Source organism: Streptomyces sp. MMG1121 (genome assembly GCF_001280015.1).
Classification (GTDB): Bacteria; Actinomycetota; Actinomycetes; order Streptomycetales; family Streptomycetaceae; genus Streptomyces.
Window position 1 is genome coordinate 18,583 of record NZ_LGDV01000191.1, and the last position, 19,691, is coordinate 38,273.

Consider the following 19,691-nt stretch of genomic DNA (forward strand, 5'->3'; position numbering starts at 1 on the left):
GCGTCATGACCGGCGGAATCGAGCGGATACGGCTGGACGACGGGAGCGTCGTCTGGGCCAGGATCGGGGACGGCGACGGGGACGGGTACCGGGACACCGGGCTCGGGGACCGGATCATCGACATGGCGGGGGGACTGGCCGGCACGGTCGGCGGGGTCGTGCGCTCCCTGCGCGCCGGTCTGGACACCCCGGCCCCCGTCGAGGTCTCCGTCAGCTTCGGCATCGAGCTGACGGCGCAGTCCGGCAAGATCGTGAGCGCCATCGCGGAGGGCGGCGGCAAGTCGTCCCTCACCGTGTCGCTGACCTGGACCGAACCGGCCGCCGGGGCCGACGGCGCGGATCCCGCGCCGCCCGCCGCCGGGACCGTACCCCCGCAGTCGACGGCGCCCGGCGCCGTATGAGCACCTTCGCCGCGATGGTGCGCCCCTCGCTCGCACGCATCGGCGCACCGGGTGACGGGTATGCAACGGACCGTGACCCGTACTGGGGGTCGGGGTTCTTCGTCGCTCCCGGGTGGCTGTTGACGTGCGCGCATGTCGTGGGGAAGGGGGGAGCCGCGGTGTGCCGAGGGGAGAGCGCCATGAGCGTGACCTGGCAGGAGCGCTCCGCCGCCGACGGCTGGGCGGACCGCACCGGCACCGGTACGGCCGTACTCGTCGCCCCCCGCCCCGATGCCGCGCAGGCCCCACGGGACCGCTGGCCGTTCCCCGACCTCGCGCTCGTCCGGGTCACCGGCGCCGACGACGTGCGCTGCCTCTGGCTCGGCGACCGGGAAGCGGGCCCGCGCACCCCGGTCGGGCTCTACGGCTGGTCCGTGCAGACCGGCGAGCTGGGCATCCGGCACGGCGACGGCGAACTCGCCGGCTCCGACGCCCGGGCCCTGCTGCTCGCCGGGAGCCTGCCGGTCGGCGGCCTGTCCGGCGGCCCGGTGCTCGATCTGCGGCACGGTTCGGTGATCGGCGTGATCAAGGGGCGGCGGCCGGAGGAGGGCGTCGCCGTCCCGGTCACCGCGCTGTACGAACTGCTGGACCTCAGGGACGGCGGCCGGATCGTGCGCGACGTGCTCCGCGCGCACGATCTGCACCATCTGCGTCTGCTCGACGACCGCGCCGCCTCCACGGCGTACCCCGACTGGACCTCCTTCCAGGCCGAACTGCCCGGCCACGCGCCCGCGGTCACCGGCATCACCCCCGAACTGCGCACCCGGCTGTACGGCCATCTCGCGCACCTGCCGCCGCCGAGCGGCGCGGGCGAGGTCGTCCACCTCGTGGAGGACGTGAAGGAGCACGTGCGCGGCGAACGCCTGCGCTCCCTGGTGCTGCGCAACGCACGGACCTGGCGCGAGGGCGCCGGACTGCTGTACGGGCTGCGCACGCTGGAGCCGGGCGGCGGCGGCACGCTGGTCGATCTGGACGCCGTCCTGCTGTATGCGGCGAAGGCGGCCCGCACGATCGCCTCGGAGCGCGCCGGGGAGGCGGATCCGGGCCGGCTGCGGGCGTTCACCGACTGGATCGCCGGGCAGGCCGCCGGCCACCGCCACTGGGCGGTCGGCGAGGCCATCCGCGCCCTCCTGGAGGTCGACGCCGGTCAGCCGGCACGGACGACGCCCGCGCCCGCAACCGTCCCCGCCCCGGTCACCGGGGCCTTTGGCACCCGTACCGACGTCCTCGTCAAGGTCGGCGCCGCCATGTACGACGGCCGTCATCCCTGGAGCGTGCAGCTGATCTACGACGGTCAGGACGTCACCCCCGTCGCCGCCGACGACCGGGGCGTGCGCGCCGAGGAGCTGGTGCGGGTGCTGCGGGAGCCGCTGGCCCGGGCGCTGAGCCAGGGCGATCACGGGGAGCACCTGGCCGCGATCGAGGTGTTCCTGCCGCGTCGGCTGTTCGACCTGCCCGTGGACGACTGGCAACTGCTGCCGGAGCGGTCTCGTGGTGAAGACGGCTGTGAGGACGACGAGGACGACCTCGTGGACGAGCGGGCCATGCCGCTCGGCATGCGGCGGACCGTCGTCGTCCGGGACGTCCGGCGCAACGCGCTGCCGCCCTCCCCGGAGTGGCGCCGGCGCTGGAAGGGCGTTCGGTGCGGGCCGCTGGCGGCCGAGACGCTGCACGGGCGGCCGCCCGCCGTGGGGCATCCGCCCGGTGCCCGCCCCGGCGGCCGCTATCCGTACTACGGCGCCCTGTCCGCGATGGGCGACGCGTCCGTACCGGTGTACTGCGGGCCCGTCGGCAGCGGAGAGGGGCAGGCCGCGATGAAGGACGCGCTGATGGCCGGGCACTCGGTGGTGCTGTGGCGCCGGGACCGGCACGACCACGAGGAGTGCGGGGTCTTTCACGGGCAGGCCGCCGAACTGCTGGCGGCCGCCGGGCAGGCGGGCGCTCTGCACGGCCCGGTGCGGGACCTGCGCATCCGCCTGGCCGACCCCGACACCGCCCGCGCGCACGGACTGCGCGGCAAGATCGCCGTGCTCTTCGACCCGCCGGACCGGCCGCCGTACGGTGCGGAGGCGATGCGTCCGCCGCCGTCGGCCGGGCCGGGCGGCTGACCCGGTCCGGACCGGCCGCCGTATCCGGACGCCCCGTCAACCCGACTGATCCGCAAGGGCGTTGGTCCGGCCGGAAGTGAACACCCGGGCACCCCGAACCTCGGCAGGCACGCCCCGGCGGCGGTAGCCTCGTAGGCCGGACGACCGGGACCCGCTGCATGATCACCAGAGCCGGGAGGAGCCCAAGGTGAACGACTGGCGGATCTACCGCGGAGTGGGTCAGCCGCACGACGGCGTACGGCGGTTGCCGGCGCCGCCGCCCTGGCGTGACTTCGCGGCGTCCCGGGAGAACGACGGCGACGGGGCGTCCGGTCCGGAGGACCCCAGCAGCGCCCGCCGGCTCGGCGTGCGCCGCCGGATGGTGGAGAGCTACGCGCCCCGGCCCGCCGAGGTCGACGCCGTCAACGCGGCCCTGTATCTGCGCCGGCCCCTGCTGGTGACCGGCAACCCGGGCACCGGCAAGTCGACCCTGGCCTACGCGATCGCCCATGAACTGGGCCTCGGCAAGGTGCTGCGCTGGCCGATCGTCAGCCGGACCACCCTCCAGGACGGCCTGTACCGCTACGACGCGATCGGCCGCCTCCAGGACGTCCAGCTGGAGCGCGCCCGGGGCGGCGAGGCCCCGGCGGGTGCCTCCGGGATCGGGTCGTACGTCCGGCTCGGGCCGCTCGGCACCGCGCTGCTGCCCGCCGCCGAGCCGCGCGTGCTGCTCATCGACGAGCTGGACAAGAGCGATCTGGACCTGCCCAACGACCTGCTGAACACGCTGGAGGAGGGCGAGTTCGCGATCCCCGAGCTGGAGCGGCTGGCCGACCGCGAGCCCGTCGTCGAGGTGCTCACGCACGACGGCGACCGGGTGGCCGTGCACGGCGGGCGCGTCGCCTGCACCGCCTTCCCGGTGATCGTCCTGACCTCCAACGGCGAACGCGACTTCCCCGCCCCGCTGCTGCGCCGTTGCATCCAGCTGGAGCTGGAGGCGCCCGGCGAGGAGCAGTTGACCGCGATGGTCGAGGCGCACCTGGGTCCGGAGGGCGTCGCCGCGGGCACCGAGCTGATCCGCAGGTTCCTGGAGCGCGAGCCGGGCGAGGTGCTCGCCGCCGACCAGTTGCTCAACGCCCTCTTCCTCACCCGGCACGACCCTCGCGCGCAGAGCCTCACCCGGGAGCGCATCGCCGAGATGCTCATGCAGCCGCTCGACCGTACGAGGTGATGGCCCGATGCCCGGCATGGGTCTGGACGAGCTGATCGGCAAGCTGCGCCAGGGCGGGCTCGACCTCACCGTGGAGGACGTGGCGGACGCGCTCTGGCTGGCCCGGCGGCTCGGCGCGGGCCCGGCGCGCGATGCACCCGGGCCGGCCGTGGCCGGGCCCGGCCACCCGCCCGGGGCGGTCCCGCCGCTGCCGCAGCCGGCGTCCCCCGCCCCCGCCTCGCCGGATCCCGGACCCGGCCCGCTCACGCGGCGCGGGGAGCCCTCCGCCGCCCCCGTCCTGCTGCACACCCGCACCGGGGGCCCCGACCCCGGGCGCCCGGCCGCCGAGGGCAGGCCCGCCGGGTTCCCGGTCCGCGCCCCCGCCGCCGGCGCCCTGCCCGGGCTGCTCGGCCTGGAGAAGGCGCTGCGTGCCCTCGGCCGTTACCGGCCCGGCTCGGCCCGCGGCGAGGACGAGCGGATCGACGAGGAGGCCACCGCCGACCGGGCCGCCCTCAGCGGCATCCTGCTCCCCGTCACCCGGCCCGGCCGCCGTCGGCGCTGTGACGTCCAGCTCCTGATGGACACCGGGCCCGCGATGGCGGTCTGGGGGCAGCTGGTCGAGGAGCTGCGCCAGGCCTGCCAGCAGTCCGGAGCGTTCGCCTCCGTCCGTGTGCACCAGCTGTACGCCGGACATGCCGGGCAATCGGCCGTCCCGCTCGTCGGTACGACCGCCGGTCCCGGCCGGCACACCCGGCTGCGTCCGGCCGACGAGCTGCACGACCCCACCGGCCGCTGTGTCACCTTCGTCATCAGCGACTGCGTGGGCCCGTTGTGGCAGGACGGCAGCGCCCAACGGCTGCTGCACACCTGGCCGCGCACCGCCCCGCTCGCCGTCGTCCAGCCGCTGCCGCCCCGCCTGTGGGGCCGTACGGCGCTGCCCGCCGAACCGGGGGTGCTGGTGCGCCAGGCGGAGGTCGGCGGGCGCCTCGTCTTCCTGCCCGACGACGAGCCGTGGGAGGAACCGGCCCCGGACGCCCGGCCGGTGCCGGTCCTGCAGCCCACCCCGGACGCCTTCGGGGCGTTCGCCCGGCTGCTCGCGGGCGCCGGCCCGACCAGCGCGCGCGCCTGGGCCGCGCTCACCGGCCCCCGTACGGCTCCGCCCTCGTCCGTCGGCGCGTACGCGCCCAGCGACGACGAGCTGCTGCGCGCCTTCCGCGCCGGTGCCTCGCCCGGGGCCCTGCGCCTCGCCGTGTACCTCGCGGCGGCCCCGCTCACGCTGCCCGTGATGCAGCTGGTCCAGCGGGCGATGCTGCCCGACACCGGGCCCATGGAGCTGGCCGAGGTGCTGCTCGGCGGGCTGCTGCGGCAACTGCCCGGGACCGAGGACCAGCCGTGCTTCGTCTACCCGGGCCGGGTGCAGGACCTGCTGCTCGCCTCGCTCGACCAGGACGCCGCCGGGCTCGTCCTCAAGCACTGCTCGGCCTATGTGGAACGGCACTTCGGCCGGGGCACCCGGAACTTCGCCGCGCTCGCCGCCGCCCGGCTCGGCGACCGCGACCCCGGCGGAGGCGCGGGGCCGCTGCCCGAGGACGCCGGTACGCAGGAGGGGAGCGGCGGCGTCGAGGCCGAGCTGTTCGCCCGCGTCCCCGCCCGGGTGCTGCGCTTCTACCGGCCCGAGAGCCCGGCGGTCGACCCGCTCGCCGAGGGCGGCCGGCTGTTCGAGGAGTGGCGGCGCCGGGGCGACCCGGAGGTGCTGCGACAGGCCTGTGACCTCGCCCGTACGGCGGTGACCGGCGCGGACGCCGACCCGCTGGACGTCGTACGGGCCCGGCTGCTGCTCGGCCGGGTGCTGCGCGCCGAGGCGGGCACGGCGGCCGTACGCGCGGCGGGCCGGCGCGAGGAGCTGCTGCGCCAGGCCGTGACCGAACTCGCCGCGGCGCATACGACGGCCCCCGCCGACAGCCGGGAGTGGGCCGAGTCGGCCCTCGAACTGGCCTCCTGCCGACGGGAGTTGTGGCAGCTGACGGCGGAGGCCGAGCAGCTCACGGCAGCGCTGGAGGCCCTCGACCCGGACCGTGCGCCGTGGCCGGACCTGGCGGAGCGGGCCCGCGCCTGGGCCCGCTCGCGGCCGCGCCGGGCGGCCGAGGCCGCGCAACACGGCCGGCAGGCTCCGGTCCCGCAGCACCCGCAGCGGGCCCAGGCCGGCCGGGAGGACTGGGGCGTGGCCATGCACCGGGCCCGGCTGCTGCTGCGTGGCCGGATCCTGCTGGAGCTGCGGCATTCCGCTGCCGCTGTGCCCGAACTCAGGGAAGGGTGCGCTCTGTTGGACCTCGAAGAGGCCTCCGACACGGTCCGCGCACCCGCGCTGCTCGATCTGGCGCGGGCGCTGCGGGCCGCGGGGGCCGAGGACGCCGAGACGCGCGCGGTGCTGGAGCGGGCCGAGCGGGCCGCCGGGGACGAGCCCGGGCTGCTGCTGCCCTGCCTGGCCGCGCTGGCCGCCTTCCAGGACGAGACCGGGCACGGCCGCGAGGCCGACGCGGCCTACGAGCGGGCCGCGCTGCTCGCCCCCGCGGACAGTGCCCTGCGCTGCCGGCTGCTGACCGGCTGGGGCGAGTCGCTGCTGCGGCGGGCCTCGGCACAGGGCGGCGCACAGATCGTCGACCGGGCCGAGTACGTGCTGCGCGAGGCGCTGAAGGTGCTGCCGGCCCGCTCCGCCCAGCGCGGCCGGCTCCAGGGGCTGGTCGGCAGCGCGCTCGCCCAGCGGTTCCGGCATCTCGGCTTCCTGCCCGACCTGTTCGAGAGCCGCCATCTGCTCGGCCAGGCCCTGCGTGCCGCCGCCGACGCGGCCGTACGCGCGGAGGTGTGGCTCCAGCTGGGGCGGGTGCGGCTGGAGGGCTGGTACCACGCGGGGGCGCCGGTGCTCATGGACGCGCTCCAGGCCTACGAGAACGCGGGGCGGGAGGCCCGGGCGGCGCACGGCGCCGATCCCGGCTCGGTGACCGCGGCCCGGGCCTGGCACGGCAGCGCCGCGGTGCTGGCCCTGATGGGCCGGCCGGCGGCGGCGCGGGGCGCCTACGGGGCCGCGCGGGAGCAGTGGCAGCGGCTGTCCGGGGCGCTGCGCGAGATGGACTGGGCGGACGTCGAGGAGACCAGGAGGGCGGAGACGGTCCTGGACTCGGAGGGGGTTCGGTGGGATGACGCACGGGGGATGCCGGAGGCGGAGTGGGGCCGGCTCGCGCCTCCTTGGTACCCATGGACCGAGGAGTGGCCCAACTGGTTCGACCGTGAGCGGAGTTGATCGATTCGGTGTTTCTGACTCCCCTGTGTCGGGAAGAACTGGGCAGCCGCTGTGGCCGTGCGGGGCGGGTACCGGCAGGGAGGAGCCGAGGGTGGCGGACCACGGGAAAGGAGCGGCCGGTCCCGGTGAGGACCGCGTAGGGGCCGTGCTGCTGCCCGACCTCACCGACATCGACCTGCGGACGTTGCGTGCCATGGACGATCCGGGCCTCATGGCGGTGGTGGGTGACGTCCTGTGCCGGGCCCGGGAGTTCGGTGAGGTCTGGTACGTGGGCGAGGAGGGCACCGGGAGACACGGGACCCCGCCCGGCGACCGTACGTTTCCGGCCGGAGTGGCCGCACGCGACCCCGGTGAGGACGACCGGGGATGACCCCGGCGCCGGTGTCCGCCGAGACCGTCGGGGAACTCGCGACGACCCGGCCCGCGCCCGCGGGCACCGCGGCACTGCGTGCCGCACTCCACGCGCGTCGCCTGCTGCTCCTGAAGGCCGTCCTGGTCCGGGTCGAACGGGCACGGGCGTCGCTCGCGCCGGCCGTCCGGACCCGCTTCGAGGCCGACTGGGCGCTGCTGGAGCGGGCGGAGCGTGCCGACCCCGCGGCGGTCCGCGGCCTCGTCGACTACCCCATGACCGGCGCCTGGCTCGGTGCCGCACTCGCCGCCGAGGAAGGCCCCGGCCTGGCGGGGCAGTTGGCGTATCTCACCGGGCTGGCCCTGGCCGCCGCCGTGCGCGCGGGCTGCCCGGTCGACGGGGAACGTGCGGTGCCCTCGGGCCGTCTGGTGCTGCCCGGCCTCGGCGTGCTGTGCTGCCCGTCCCGCCGGGCCCTGCTCGGCGGCCGGCCCGGACTGGTGCGCGTCACGGACGCCGCCGGCGCCGCCGAGGTGCGGCTCGGCCGCTCCGCGCCGGGCGCCCACCGGCCGGCCCACGGCGGCACCGGCTGGCTCGGCCTGCGCGAGCTGCCCGGCAGCGCCATACTCCTCGACGACCTCGACCCCTACCGGGTGCCCGCGCCCGGCATCGGGCCCGAGGCGCTGCCCGCCGCCCGGCGCCCGCACTCCGAGCCCGCGGCGTGGGCCGCGCGGTGGCTGGCCGCGCGGGCGCTGCTGTCGGCGACCGATCCCGCCCGGGCCGCGGAGACCGGGGCGGTGCTGCGCGCGGTGGTGCCGCTGGCGCCGTCCGGACGGCCGGGCGGACCCCCGATGAGCGCCACCCTGCGGGCCGCCCCCGGCGCACTGCTCAGCCAGCTGCCCGAGGACGCGGGCGACCTGGCCGAGACCCTGGTCCACGAGACCCAGCACACCAAGCTGGCCACCCTGCACGAACTGGTCCCGCTGTACCGGCCGGGCGGCGCCCGCCACCAGGTGGGCTGGCGCCCCGATCCGCGCCCCGTGCCCGGCGTGCTCCAGGGCGTCTACGCCCATCTCGCGCTCGCCGACCTGTGGCGCCGGGCCAGGAACGGGCCCGTGCTCGCGTACGGCTGGCGGGATCGTGCCGAGCGTCAGTTCGACACCCACTGGGATCAGGTCGGCAAAGCCTTGTCCATCCTCCGAGAATCCGATGAACTGACCTGTGCCGGGAGGGAGTTCGTCCAGGAGATGGAACGGCACCACGCCGGTCTCGGCGCGGCGGCCCGAAGTTCCGGGTGACAGCTCGTACATGGTTGACTGCGCTAGGTTAGGCGGGCGCTCGTCCGGGAGTCGGGCACGGGAACAGGAGCGGCGATGGCGGAACAGCGGCGGTCGGACACGGACGGTGCGGCTCAGCACTTCCTGGTGGTCTTCCCGGGCTACCACCGCTCATGGGCGGCCTGGATCGCCCAGACCCTGGAACGCCACGGCCAGCGGGCCACCCTGCAACGCTGGGACCCGCCGCGCGAGGTCCCGCTGGAGGACTCGCTCGACGACCTGCTGCTGTCCAGCGGCCGGGTACTGCTGGTGCTCAACGACTGGTTCTTCGAACTCGGCCCGCGCCCGGCGGGGGAGTGGAACGACGTCCTGCGCGGCTTCGTCGCCCACCACGCCGACCGCTTCGCCGCCGTCAACCTCACCAACCGGCCGCTGCTGCCCGCCACCGCCGTCCTCGAACCGGCCAGCCTCTGGGCGCTCGGCGAGGAGGCCGCCGAGGAACGCCTGCTCAGCCGGCTCGGCCTGGAGCGCCGGCGCACCCCGCGCAGCCTGCCCGGCGGCCGGGTCCGCTACCCGGAGAACCGCTCCGACATCTGGGGCGAGGTCCCGCGCCGCAACCCGCGCTTCACCGGGCGCGACGACATGCTCAACGAGATCCACCAGCGGCTGTCCGACGCCGAGCGCGGCGCCTCCGCCTGCACCCTGCTGGGCATGTCCGGCATCGGCAAGACCCAGCTGGCCGCCGAGTTCGCGCACCGCTTCAGCACCGACTACGACATGGTCTGGTGGGTCAACTCCGACGACCGCAACATCCAGCGCGACCGCCTCGGCGAACTCGCCGTGGAACTCGGCCTGCCCATCGGCAGCGAGCCGGGCGAACGCATCCGCGCCGTCCGGGACGCGCTGCGCCGGGGCGAACCGTACGCCAACTGGCTGGTCGTCTTCGACGGCTGGGACGACTCCGAGGGCATCAACGCCCTCCTCCCGCAGGGCCCCGGCCATGTCCTCGTGACCTCCCGCAACCGGGCCTGGACCGAGTACACCGACGTCGTGGAGGTACCGGCCTTCCTGCGCGCCGAGTCCACCGGCTATCTGATGCGCCGCGCCCCGCACATCACCGCCGTCGAGGCGGACGAGGTCGCCGCCGAGTTCGGTGACGTACCGCTGCCCCTCGTGCAGGCCGCCTCCTGGCTCGGCGAGTCCGGCATGGAGGTGCCCGAGTACCTGCGGATGGTGCGCGAGCGCCGGCTGTCCACCGTCGACGAGCCCGCCACCGGCGAGGGCTTCCCGCAGTCCTCCATGACCTCCTGGTCGATACTGCTCAACCGGCTGCGCCGCTCCCAGCCCCAGACCATCGACGTCCTCGGCCTGTGCACCTCCTTCGCCCCCGGACGCATCCCGCTCGGCCTGATCCGCGCCTACCCGCAGACCGACCTCCCCGAGGAACTGCGCTGGATGGCCACCGATCTGCCCGCCTGGACCCGGGCCCTGGACACCCTCGTCAACTACTCGGTCCTCACCCGGGAGTCACGCGGCCCGCTGGGCGCGGACATGGGCCCGCACCAGGAGTCCGTCCACATGCACCGGCTCGTCCACGACATCGTCTCCAAGCTGACCAGTGAGGAGAACCGGGCCCTGCACCGCCGGGCGGTACGCACCCTGCTCGCCGAGGCCGACCCCGGCAACCCGGCGGACAGCCGCAACTGGCCGCGCTACGCCGAACTGCTGCCGCACCTGGAACCCTCCGGTGCGCTGAGCAGCGGCCAGCCCCGCGTCCGGGCCACCGTCCTGAACTGCCTGCAGTACTGCCGCAGCAGCGGCGAGTACAACAGCGGCCTCGAACTGGCCCGGAAGATCCGCGACCGGTGGTCGCGGACCATGGACCCGCTGGAGCCGGCCATGCTCGACCTGACCCGGACGGAGAGCTTCATCATGCGGGCCAGCGGCCGGTTCCGCGAGGCCTACGACCTGGACCGCCGCTTCCTGGAGGGGCTGCAGCAGTCCACCCCCGGACCCGACGAACTCGCCGAACTGATCACCCAGGGCTCCGTCGCCGGCGACCTGCGCTTCCTCGGCCGCTACGAGGAGGCGTACGCCCTCCAGCGGCAGGTCCTGGACGGCCACGAGCGGCTCCTCGGCCCCGACGAGGCCGCGACCCTGGTCGCCCGGCACAACCTGGGCGTCGGCCTGCGGCTGCTCGGCCGCTACACGGAGGCCTACGAACTCGACCTGGAGACCCTCTCCCTGCGCGAGAACGTGCTGCGCGCCCGGCACATCAGCACCCTCAACTCCGGCAGCGCGGTGGCGCACGACCTCAGACTCCTCGGCCGGTACCGGGACGCCCTGGCCCGCCAGGAGCCGCTGGTCCGCCTCCATGTGCAGGTGCTCGGCCCGCAGCACCCGCAGACCCTGGAGTCCCGGGTCCAGCTGGCCCTGTGCCGGCGCCGGGAGGGCGGGGCCGGCCAGGACGTGAGCGCCGGCATGGCCGCCCTGCTGGACCAGCTCGCCCAGCTGCACGGCCGAGAGCACTACCGCACCCTGTCGTTCCTCACCGCCTACGGCAACTACCTGCGCGAGCACGGGGATCTGAGCCGGGCCCGCGAGCTGATCGACGAGGCCGAGGCCGGCTACCGGTCGCTGCTCGGCCCCGCCCACCCCGTCGCCACCGGCATGCTCTCCAACACCGCGCTCGTCATGCAGGCGGCCGGTGAGCGGGCCGAGGCGCTGGCCATGTCGGAGGCCGCGCTGGCCGGGCTCACCTCCACCCTCACCGCCGACCACCCGTGGGTGCTCGGCTGCGCCCTCAACACGGCCGCCGCCCGCAACTTCAACGGCCGGCTTCCCGAGGCGGGCGAACTGAGCCGGGACACCCTGCGCCGGGCCCGGCACGTCCTGGGCCACGAGCACCCGCTCACCCTGTCCTGCCAGGTCGCCCTCGCCGCCGACCTGCGGGCCGTGCACGAACAGGAGGAGGCCGGAAAACTGGAGGAGGACGCCCTCCTCACCCTCACCCGTACCCTGGGCGCCCAGCACACCCACACCATCTCGGCCCGCCAACGGGTGCGGCCGTACTGGGACTTCGAGGCGTACCTGGGCTGAAGTGCCCCGGGGGCAGGCGAAAGGGCCCGGTGCCGAGTGAGAACTCGGCACCGGGCCCCGGTGTTCGGCTGAACCGCCGGAGGCTTACGCCTCGAACACCTCACGCACCAGCTGCTCCTGCTCGGCCTGGTGACGCTTGGCCGAACCCACCGCCGGCGACGAGCCGTGCGGACGCGAGATGCGCCGCAGCCGCTCGCCGTGCGGGACGTCCGCGCCGACCGCGAGGTCCAGGTGGTCGATCAGGTTGAGCGCGATGAACGGCCAGGCACCCTGGTTCGCCGGCTCCTCCTGCGCCCACAGGTACTTCTCGGCGTTCGGGTACTTGGCGATCTCGGCCTGCAGCTCGGCACCCGGCAGCGGGTACAGCCGCTCGATGCGGATGATCGCCGTGTCCGTGACGCCGCGCTTCTGACGCTCGGCCTCCAGGTCGTAGTACAGCTTGCCGGCCACGAAGACGACCTTGCGGACCGCCGCCGGGTCCGCCGTCGCGTCGCCGATGACGGGACGGAACTGACCCGACGTGAACTCCTCCGTCTTCGACGCGGCGGCCTTCAGGCGCAGCATCGACTTCGGCGTGAACACCACCAGCGGCTTGTGGTGCGGGTTGTGCACCTGCCACCGCAGGAGGTGGAAGTAGTTCGACGGGAGGGTCGGCATGGCGACCGTCATGTTGTTCTGGGCGCAGAGCTGGAGGAAGCGCTCGACACGGGCCGAGGAGTGGTCCGGGCCCTGGCCCTCGTAGCCGTGGGGGAGCAGGAGCGTGACGCCGCTCATCTGGCCCCACTTCTGCTCGGCCGCCGAGATGTACTCGTCGACCACGGTCTGCGCGCCGTTGACGAAGTCGCCGAACTGCGCCTCCCACATCACGAGGGCGTCGGGACGGGCCAGCGAGTAGCCGTACTCGAAGCCCATGACCGCGTACTCGGACAGCAGGGAGTTGTAGACGTTGTAGCGCGCCTGGTCCTCGGAGAGGTACTGGAGCGGGGTGCGCTCCTCGCCCGTCTCACGGTCGATGAGCACGGCGTGGCGCTGGCCGAAGGTGCCCCGCTGGGAGTCCTGTCCGGACAGGCGGACCGGGGTGCCCTCCAGCAGGAGGGAGCCGACCGCGAGGGTCTCGCCCATGCCCCAGTCGATCGTGCCGTCCTCGACCATCGTCGCCCGGCGCTGCAACTGCGGCAGCAGACGCGGGTGCACGTGGAAGGAGTCGGGGATGTTGACCTGGGACTCGGCGATCCGCTTGACGACCTCCGAGGAGATCGCGGTCGGGACCGCGACCGGGAAGCCGTCCTGCGGCTCCTCGACGCCCTCGGCGGCCGGCTGCGAGGTGGCCTCGCGGACCTCCGTGAAGACCTTCTCCAGCTGGCCCTGGTAGTCCTGCAGGGCCTGCTCGGCCTCTTCCAGGGTGATGTCGCCGCGACCGATCAGGGACTCGGTGTAGAGCTTGCGCACCGAGCGCTTCTTGTCGATCAGGTCGTACATCAGCGGCTGGGTGAAGGCCGGGTTGTCCGACTCGTTGTGACCGCGGCGGCGGTAGCAGATGAGGTCGATCACCACGTCCTTGTTGAACGCCTGGCGGAACTCGAAGGCCAGCCGCGCGACGCGGACCACGGCCTCCGGGTCGTCGCCGTTCACGTGGAAGATCGGGGCCTCGATCATGCGGGCCACGTCCGTCGCGTACATGGAGGAACGCGAGGACTCGGGGGCCGCGGTGAAGCCGACCTGGTTGTTGATGACGACGTGGACCGTGCCGCCGGTGCGGTAGCCGCGCAGCTGCGACATGTTCAGGGTCTCGGCCACCACGCCCTGGCCCGCGAAGGCCGCGTCGCCGTGGATCGCCACCGGCAGGACCGTGAAGTCCGTACCGCCCTTGTTGATGATGTCCTGCTTGGCACGGGAGATGCCCTCGATGACCGGGTCGACCGTCTCCAGGTGGGACGGGTTCGCGGCCAGCGAGACCGTGATCTGCTCGCCGTCCAGGCCGGTGAAGGTGCCCTGGGCGCCCAGGTGGTACTTCACGTCGCCGGAGCCGTGCATCGACTTCGGGTCGAGGTTGCCCTCGAACTCGCGGAAGATCTGCGCGTACGACTTGCCGACGATGTTGGCCAGCACGTTCAGCCGGCCGCGGTGGGCCATGCCGATGACGACCTCGTCCAGGCGGGACTCGGCGGCGGAGTCGATCACCGCGTCCAGCAGCGGGATGACGGACTCGCCGCCCTCCAGCGAGAAGCGCTTCTGGCCGACGTACTTCGTCTGCAGGAAGGTCTCGAAGGCCTCCGCGGCGTTCAGCCGGCGCAGGATGCGCAGCTGCTCCTCGCGCTCCGGCTTGGCGTGCGGGCGCTCGACGCGGTCCTGGATCCACTTGCGCTGCTTGGGGTCCTGGATGTGCATGAACTCGATGCCGATGGTGCGGCAGTACGAGTCGCGCAGCACGCCGAGGATGTCGCGCAGCTTCATCAGGGACTTGCCGGAGAAGCCGCCGACCGCGAACTCGCGCTCCAGGTCCCACAGGGTGAGACCGTGCTCGGTGATGTCCAGGTCGGGGTGCTTGCGCTGCTGGTACTCCAGCGGGTCGGTGTCGGCCATGACGTGGCCGCGGACCCGGTAGGAGTGGATCAGCTCGAAGACGCGGGCGGCCTTGGTGACGTCGTCGTCGTGGCTGGCGTCGATGTCCTTGAGCCAGCGGACCGGCTCGTACGGAATCCGCAGGGCCTCGAAGATGTCGTCGTAGAAGCCGTTCTCGCCGAGCAGCAGGTTGGCGACGGCGCGCAGGAACTCGCCGGAGGCGGCGCCCTGGATCACCCGGTGGTCGTAGGTCGACGTGAGCGTCATGACCTTCGAGATGCCGAGCTTGTTCAGGGTGTCCTGGCTGGTGCCCTGGAACTCCGCCGGGTAGTCCATGGAGCCGACGCCCATGATCACGGACTGGCCGGGCATCAGACGCGGGACCGAGTGGACGGTGCCGAGGCCGCCGGGGTTGGTCAGGGAGACCGTGACACCGGTGAAGTCGTCCATCGTCAGCTTGCCGTCACGGGCGCGGCGGACGATGTCCTCGTAGGCCTGCCAGAACTCGAAGAAGTTCAGCGTCTCGGCCTTCTTGATGGCGGCCACGACGAGCTGGCGGTCGCCGTTGGGCTTCACCAGGTCGATGGCCAGGCCGAGGTTGACGTGCGCCGGCTTGATGAGGGTCGGCTTGCCGTCCTTCTCACCGAACGCGTGGTTCATCGCCGGCATGGCCTTGATGGCCTGCACCATCGCGTACCCGATGAGGTGCGTGAAGGAGATCTTCCCGCCCCGGGCGCGCTTGAGGTGGTTGTTGATGACGATGCGGTTGTCGAACAGCAGCTTCACCGGGACCGCGCGGACCGAGGTGGCGGTCGGCAGCTCCAGCGAGGCGTTCATGTTCTTGGCCACGGCGGCGGCCGGGCCGCGCAGCGTGACCAGCTCCGGGCCCGCGGGGGCCTCGGTGGCCGGGGCAGCCGGGGCGGCCTTCGGCTTCGGCTGAGCGGGCGCCTGTGCGGGCTGCGCCGGCTTGACCGGGGCCGGGGCCTGAGCCGCGGGAGCCGGCGCCGGGGCGGGGGCCGCGGCGGGCTGCGGGGCGGCGGGCGCCGGAGCGGCCGCCTGCGGGGCCACGGGCGCGGGCTGCGCCTGAGGGGCCGGGGATGTGGTCCCTGCGGCCCCCGCGGCCGCAGTACCCGCCGGAGCCGGGGTCGCAGGCGCCCCCGGCTTGTAATCGGCGAAGAAGTCCCACCAGGCACGGTCTACCGAATTCGGGTCCTGGAGGTACTGCTGATAGATCTCGTCGACGAGCCACTCGTTCGGACCGAACGCAGCTGCGGGGTTCTTCCCGGCTTGGTCGTCGGTCGAGACGCTCGGGTTACTGGGGGACTGTGGCGACACGGCGGCAACCGCCCTCTTCCGCTTCACAAGGTGATGGACAGCGGAAATAAAGGCTACGCCCCCAAGACCGTGAAGGTCAGGTCGAGCCCGTTCATCGTCGCGTAAGTCACACCGGAAATCTTGTTTCGGGGCTTGATATGGCGGGAAACAAGCGTGGTTCCGCATGTCAGAGGGTGCACCGGGCCGGGCCCGTCGGCTCCGCGTTCGACGCGCGGGACGGGCCTGCTCCTGATCACACGTGTCCAACTGCGCGGCAAAGGGCGCGGACACTCATGGATCTTGTGCTTCCGGTTCGAACTTTACGTCAATTTGGAACGGAGGACAGTCCCGGAAGGGTGACGATGATCCGGCAGCCGCGATCGGATTCGGCCACACCGATCCGGCCGCGGTGCAGATCCACCGCCCAGCGGGCGATCGCCAGACCGAGGCCCGTACCGCCGTCGCTGCCCGGTCCGTGCGGCCGGGTCACCGCGCCCCGGTTGAAGCGCTCGAAGACCCGGTGCCACTCCGAGCGCGGGATGCCCGGACCCTCGTCCAGGACCTCCAGCTCCAGCGACTGGGGCTGCGGCCCGCGCCGCGCCTTCACCGTCACCCGGCCGTGCGGCGGGCTGTGCTTGACCGCGTTGTCGATCAGGTTGGCGACGACCTGGTGGATGCGCTCGGGGTCCGCGTGCGCGGTCAGCTCCGGCGGGGAGACGTCCAGGTGCAGATGGACGTCGGTGCGGGTGTGGCTCCCGGAGCCCGAGGCGATGCCTGCCCGCGCCGAGGCGACCATGTTGGCCTCCTTCAGCACGCCCGAGAGATACGGCCACACCTCGAAACGGCGCATCTTCAGCGGTACGACGCCGTTGTCGAGCCGGGACAGATCCAGCAGGGTCTCCACCAGCCGGCCCAGCCGCTCGGTCTGCTTCAGGGCCGTGCGCATGGTCTCGGGGTCGGCCTCGGTGACCCCGTCGACGATGTTCTCCAGCACCGCGCGCAGGCCCGCGATGGGCGTGCGCAGCTCGTGCGAGACGTTCGCGACCAGCTCTTTTCGCTGGCGGTCCTGGGCCTCCAGCTCATCCGCCATGACGTTGATCGTCTGGGCCAGATCGCCCAGCTCGTCCCGGCGGCTCTCGCGTACCCGGCGGGTGTAGTCACCCTCCGATATCGACCGCGCCACCGTGTTCATCTCGTCCAGCGGCATGGTCAGCGAGTGCGCCACGAACTGCGTGATCAGCAGCGTGGCGATCATCGAGAAGACCGTGATGAAGCGCAGCTCCGTCTTGGTGTGCACCGCGACGATCGACAGCCCTGTGGTGATCAGCACCGCGATGACGACCAGCGCGCCCAGCTTGGTCTTGATCGAGAACGGGCGCACACCGCCCCAGGGGTCCTCCCCGGGGCTCCTCCGTGCGGCCTGGCGCCCGTCGCCACTCATGGCGTCGGTGTCTCCAGGGCGTAGCCCACGCCGTGCACCGTACGGATCCGCTCGGCGCCGATCTTCCGGCGCAGGGCCTTGATGTGGCTGTCGACGGTCCGGGTCCCGGAGGCGTCCGCCCAGTCCCACACCTCGGCCAGCAGCTGCTCCCGGGAGAGCACCGCACGCGGGGTGTTCGCCAGGCACACCAGCAGGTCGAACTCGGTGGGCGTGAGGTGGACGTCCTCGGACTTCACCCGCACCCGGCGCTGTGCGTGGTCGATCTCCAGCTCACCGAGGCGCAGTATGCCGGAGCGCGGGGTGGTGGCGGCCAGCGCCGCCCGCTCCACCCGGCGCAGCAGCACATGCACGCGTGCGGCCAGCTCCCGCATCGAGAACGGCTTGGTCATGTAGTCGTCCGCGCCGACCCCGAGACCGACCAGCATGTCCGTCTCGTCGTCCCGCGCGGTCAGCATCAGCACCGGCACCGGCCGCTGTGCCTGCACCCGTCGGCAGACCTCGAGTCCGTCGAAGCCCGGCAGCATGATGTCGAGGATCAGCAGGTCGGGCTGCCAGGCCTCGGCCGTGTCGACGGCTGCCGGACCGTCCGACGCCGTCTGCACGAGAAATCCCTCGGCGCGCAGCCGGGCCGCGATGGCGTCGACGATCGTGGGGTCGTCCTCGACGACCAGCACCCGGCGCTGGGCGCCCTGGGTGCTCGTCGCCGCGCCGCTCTGGGAGGTGTGTGTCTGCTCCATCGCCCGCCCCTGCTTGTTGCTTTCCGGAACCAGTGGGGTGATCCCATGTCTGCTATTGACGCTTGAATGATCCGCGTCAGGGCAGCACATTACGGGGATGCACCGTGCTGTCGCTATCCAGGTCGGACCCCGAGGTGCACGGCGTCCGGAACGCCCCGGGCAACGGGGACCTCTTCGGTACGCACCTGCCGGAACCCGGCATTCCGCAAGGTTCCTTCAAAATCCGGAGAGGGTTCGGCCGACCACACCGCGAGTACCCCGCCCGGCCTCAACACCCTTGCGCAGGCCGCGAGTCCGGCTGGACAGTACAGGCTCCCGTTGCCGTCCGTGACGGTCCAGCCGGGTCCGTTGTCGATGTCCAGGCACAGCGCGTCGAACGTGTCACATGTCTCATTCACGTAAGCAACGAGATCGTCCCGTACGACGTCCGTCCGTGGGTCGCCGAGTGCCCCGGCGGACACCTCCGCCAGTGGTCCCTCCCGATGCCACGCGATGACGGCGGGCTCCCGCTCCACGACGGTGATCCGCCCCCAGCGCGGATCCGCGACGGCGTGTGCGAGCGAGAACCCGACGCCGAGGCCGCCGATCAGCACCGATGGCCGCGGCCGTCCGTCGAGCGCGGCGTACGCGGCGTCGACCAGCAGCCGTTCCGAGCGCCCGTCGGAGGTGTCCATCAGGAAGCACCCGTTGGCGATGATCTGGAGCAGCGCGCCGTGTCTGCGCAGCACCACCTCGCCGTACGGGCCGTCGCGCCGGTCGAGGACCACGGGAGAGTCGTACACGGCAGTCATGCCCCCATCCTGCTTGAACGAGCCCCGTCATTCACGGGAATTGCCGATGACGGGACGGCCTCGTGGGGCATGGGGTGGTGTGGAGTGCGGGCCGTATGCCGGGGTGCGGACGCCGGCGGAACGTAGGAGGTTGCTGTGAATCGGCTCTCGCGTGGCGCCGGTCATAGACAGCGGCCCACCTCACACTCAATGGTGGGGCGCGACGGAAGGAGTGCCTCATCGTGGAACGGACCGCGACGGGCCCTGCGGCGGCCACGTCCCCGCCCCCGGCGGGCACGCCCCTGTCCGACGGCGTCGCCGCCGCCCCGGCCTCCGTGCTCCCGGGCCTGCTGGACGGCATGCCGCGCCAGCGCGGCACCGCGACTCCCGCTCCCCTTCCCGTCGAGGCACCGCCTGCCCCGTTCGGCGCATGGCTGTGGCGACTGTTGCCGACCCCGGCCGGCACGCCCTTCACGTTCGCCTACGCGGCCGTCCTGGCCGTCACCTCCGCGGTCGCGGCCGTGGCCGCCCCCGGGCTGATGCACAGCCTCTACCAGGACTCCAGCACGGACGTGGCCCACCTGGTGCGCACGCCCGCGGTGGTGCTGCTGGCGAGCGCGCTGTGGATCGCGGGCGGGATCCTCTCGCCGTACGTCGCCGCCTTCCTGCTGGTGCTCACCGCGCTGGAGAGACGGATAGGAGGGGCACGGGCCGCGTGTGTGTTCCTGGGCGGGCACGTCCTGGCCACGCTCGCGACCGAGATCCCGGTGGGCCTCGCCGTCCTGGTCGGCCATCTGCCCACCACCTCGCTGCACCGCCTCGACTACGGCATCAGCTTCGGCGTGGCCGCGAGCACCGGCGCCCTGGCGGGCCTCCTTCGCCCGTGGTTCCGCTGGCCCCTGCTCACCCTGGTGGCCGCCCTCCTGCTGAGCGACCTGACGGAGTTCGCGGACCCGATGACGGACTGGGGCCATCTGATCGCCCTGACCCTCGGGGTGGCGAGCTGGCCGCTGGTGCGCCGCTGGACGAGGCCGGCCTGAAGCTCGCGCACGACTCCACCACACCCCCTTCCGGGTGCTCTGGCCTGCGCGAACATCCTGATCGCTGACA

Annotated in this window: 12 protein-coding genes; 8 read left to right on the plus strand and 4 right to left on the minus strand. The window is 73.3% G+C overall.

The window, feature by feature from the left end; all coding sequences use genetic code 11:
- Nucleotides 1–5 precede the first annotated feature (5 nt).
- The 7 genes from ADK64_RS21025 to fxsT all read left to right on the plus strand — a co-directional run bounded on the left by ADK64_RS21025 (nucleotide 6) and on the right by fxsT (nucleotide 11,757).
- Nucleotides 6–401, plus strand: a complete 396-nt coding sequence (locus ADK64_RS21025; protein WP_234384660.1) for a CU044_2847 family protein — start codon at nucleotides 6–8, stop codon at nucleotides 399–401.
- A 14-nt stretch (nucleotides 402–415) separates the two neighbouring features.
- Nucleotides 416–2,548 (plus strand): trypsin-like peptidase domain-containing protein, encoded by a 2,133-nt coding sequence (locus tag ADK64_RS21030; RefSeq protein WP_078992767.1) that lies wholly within the window; start codon nucleotides 416–418, stop codon nucleotides 2,546–2,548.
- A gap of 187 nt (nucleotides 2,549–2,735) precedes the next feature.
- Nucleotides 2,736–3,758, plus strand: a complete 1,023-nt coding sequence (locus tag ADK64_RS21035; protein WP_053661281.1) for an AAA family ATPase — start codon at nucleotides 2,736–2,738, stop codon at nucleotides 3,756–3,758.
- Nucleotides 3,759–3,765: 7 nt separating this feature from the next.
- A complete protein-coding gene (locus tag ADK64_RS21040) occupies nucleotides 3,766–7,035 on the plus strand; it encodes an SAV_2336 N-terminal domain-related protein (protein ID WP_053661282.1) in 3,270 nt (1,089 codons plus the stop codon).
- Nucleotides 7,036–7,126: 91 nt separating this feature from the next.
- On the plus strand, nucleotides 7,127–7,405 hold the full coding sequence (locus tag ADK64_RS21045; RefSeq protein ID WP_159046309.1) for a hypothetical protein: 279 nt from the start codon (nucleotides 7,127–7,129) through the stop codon (nucleotides 7,403–7,405).
- Nucleotides 7,402–8,679: an aKG-HExxH-type peptide beta-hydroxylase gene (locus ADK64_RS21050; protein WP_053661286.1), complete on the plus strand. Its 1,278-nt coding sequence runs from the start codon at nucleotides 7,402–7,404 to the stop codon at nucleotides 8,677–8,679. Before ADK64_RS21045 ends, ADK64_RS21050 begins: the two co-directional genes overlap by 4 nt.
- Before the next feature lie 75 nt (nucleotides 8,680–8,754).
- Entirely contained in the window at nucleotides 8,755–11,757 is a 3,003-nt protein-coding gene (gene fxsT, locus ADK64_RS21055) for an FxSxx-COOH system tetratricopeptide repeat protein (protein WP_053661288.1), read from the plus strand.
- 84 nt (nucleotides 11,758–11,841) lie between these two features.
- Here fxsT and ADK64_RS21060 read toward each other — a convergent pair whose 3' ends face one another.
- The 4 genes from ADK64_RS21060 to ADK64_RS21075 all read right to left on the minus strand — a co-directional run bounded on the left by ADK64_RS21060 (nucleotide 11,842) and on the right by ADK64_RS21075 (nucleotide 18,602).
- Nucleotides 11,842–15,654, minus strand: a complete 3,813-nt coding sequence (locus ADK64_RS21060) for a multifunctional oxoglutarate decarboxylase/oxoglutarate dehydrogenase thiamine pyrophosphate-binding subunit/dihydrolipoyllysine-residue succinyltransferase subunit (protein ID WP_053661290.1) — start codon at nucleotides 15,652–15,654, stop codon at nucleotides 11,842–11,844.
- A 304-nt stretch (nucleotides 15,655–15,958) separates the two neighbouring features.
- A complete protein-coding gene (locus tag ADK64_RS21065) occupies nucleotides 15,959–17,074 on the minus strand; it encodes a HAMP domain-containing sensor histidine kinase (RefSeq protein ID WP_078992760.1) in 1,116 nt (371 codons plus the stop codon).
- The gene (locus ADK64_RS21070; RefSeq protein ID WP_053661294.1) at nucleotides 17,071–17,811 is read right to left on the minus strand and encodes a response regulator transcription factor; all 741 of its coding nucleotides are present in this window, start codon (nucleotides 17,809–17,811) and stop codon (nucleotides 17,071–17,073) included. The genes ADK64_RS21065 and ADK64_RS21070 overlap by 4 nt, the downstream gene beginning before the upstream one ends.
- Nucleotides 17,812–17,924: 113 nt before the next feature.
- The gene (locus ADK64_RS21075) at nucleotides 17,925–18,602 is read right to left on the minus strand and encodes a spermidine synthase (protein ID WP_053661296.1); all 678 of its coding nucleotides are present in this window, start codon (nucleotides 18,600–18,602) and stop codon (nucleotides 17,925–17,927) included.
- 221 nt (nucleotides 18,603–18,823) lie between these two features.
- Here ADK64_RS21075 and ADK64_RS21080 point away from each other — a divergent pair, with 221 nt between their 5' ends.
- On the plus strand, nucleotides 18,824–19,621 hold the full coding sequence (locus ADK64_RS21080) for a rhomboid-like protein (protein WP_053661297.1): 798 nt from the start codon (nucleotides 18,824–18,826) through the stop codon (nucleotides 19,619–19,621).
- Nucleotides 19,622–19,691 lie beyond the last annotated feature (70 nt).

Excerpts from the sequence above, each read along its gene's own strand:
- ADK64_RS21025 (WP_234384660.1), top strand. The coding sequence starts at position 6 with ATGACCGGCGGAATCGAGCGGATACGGCTGGACGACGGGAGCGTCGTC.
- ADK64_RS21030 (WP_078992767.1), top strand. The coding sequence starts at position 416 with ATGGTGCGCCCCTCGCTCGCACGCATCGGCGCACCGGGTGACGGGTAT.
- ADK64_RS21040 (WP_053661282.1), top strand. The coding sequence starts at position 3,766 with ATGCCCGGCATGGGTCTGGACGAGCTGATCGGCAAGCTGCGCCAGGGC.
- ADK64_RS21050 (WP_053661286.1), top strand. The coding sequence starts at position 7,402 with ATGACCCCGGCGCCGGTGTCCGCCGAGACCGTCGGGGAACTCGCGACG.
- fxsT (WP_053661288.1), top strand. The coding sequence starts at position 8,755 with ATGGCGGAACAGCGGCGGTCGGACACGGACGGTGCGGCTCAGCACTTC.
- ADK64_RS21065 (WP_078992760.1), bottom strand. The coding sequence starts at position 17,074 with ATGAGTGGCGACGGGCGCCAGGCCGCACGGAGGAGCCCCGGGGAGGAC.
- ADK64_RS21070 (WP_053661294.1), bottom strand. The coding sequence starts at position 17,811 with ATGGAGCAGACACACACCTCCCAGAGCGGCGCGGCGACGAGCACCCAG.
- ADK64_RS21075 (WP_053661296.1), bottom strand. The coding sequence starts at position 18,602 with ATGACTGCCGTGTACGACTCTCCCGTGGTCCTCGACCGGCGCGACGGC.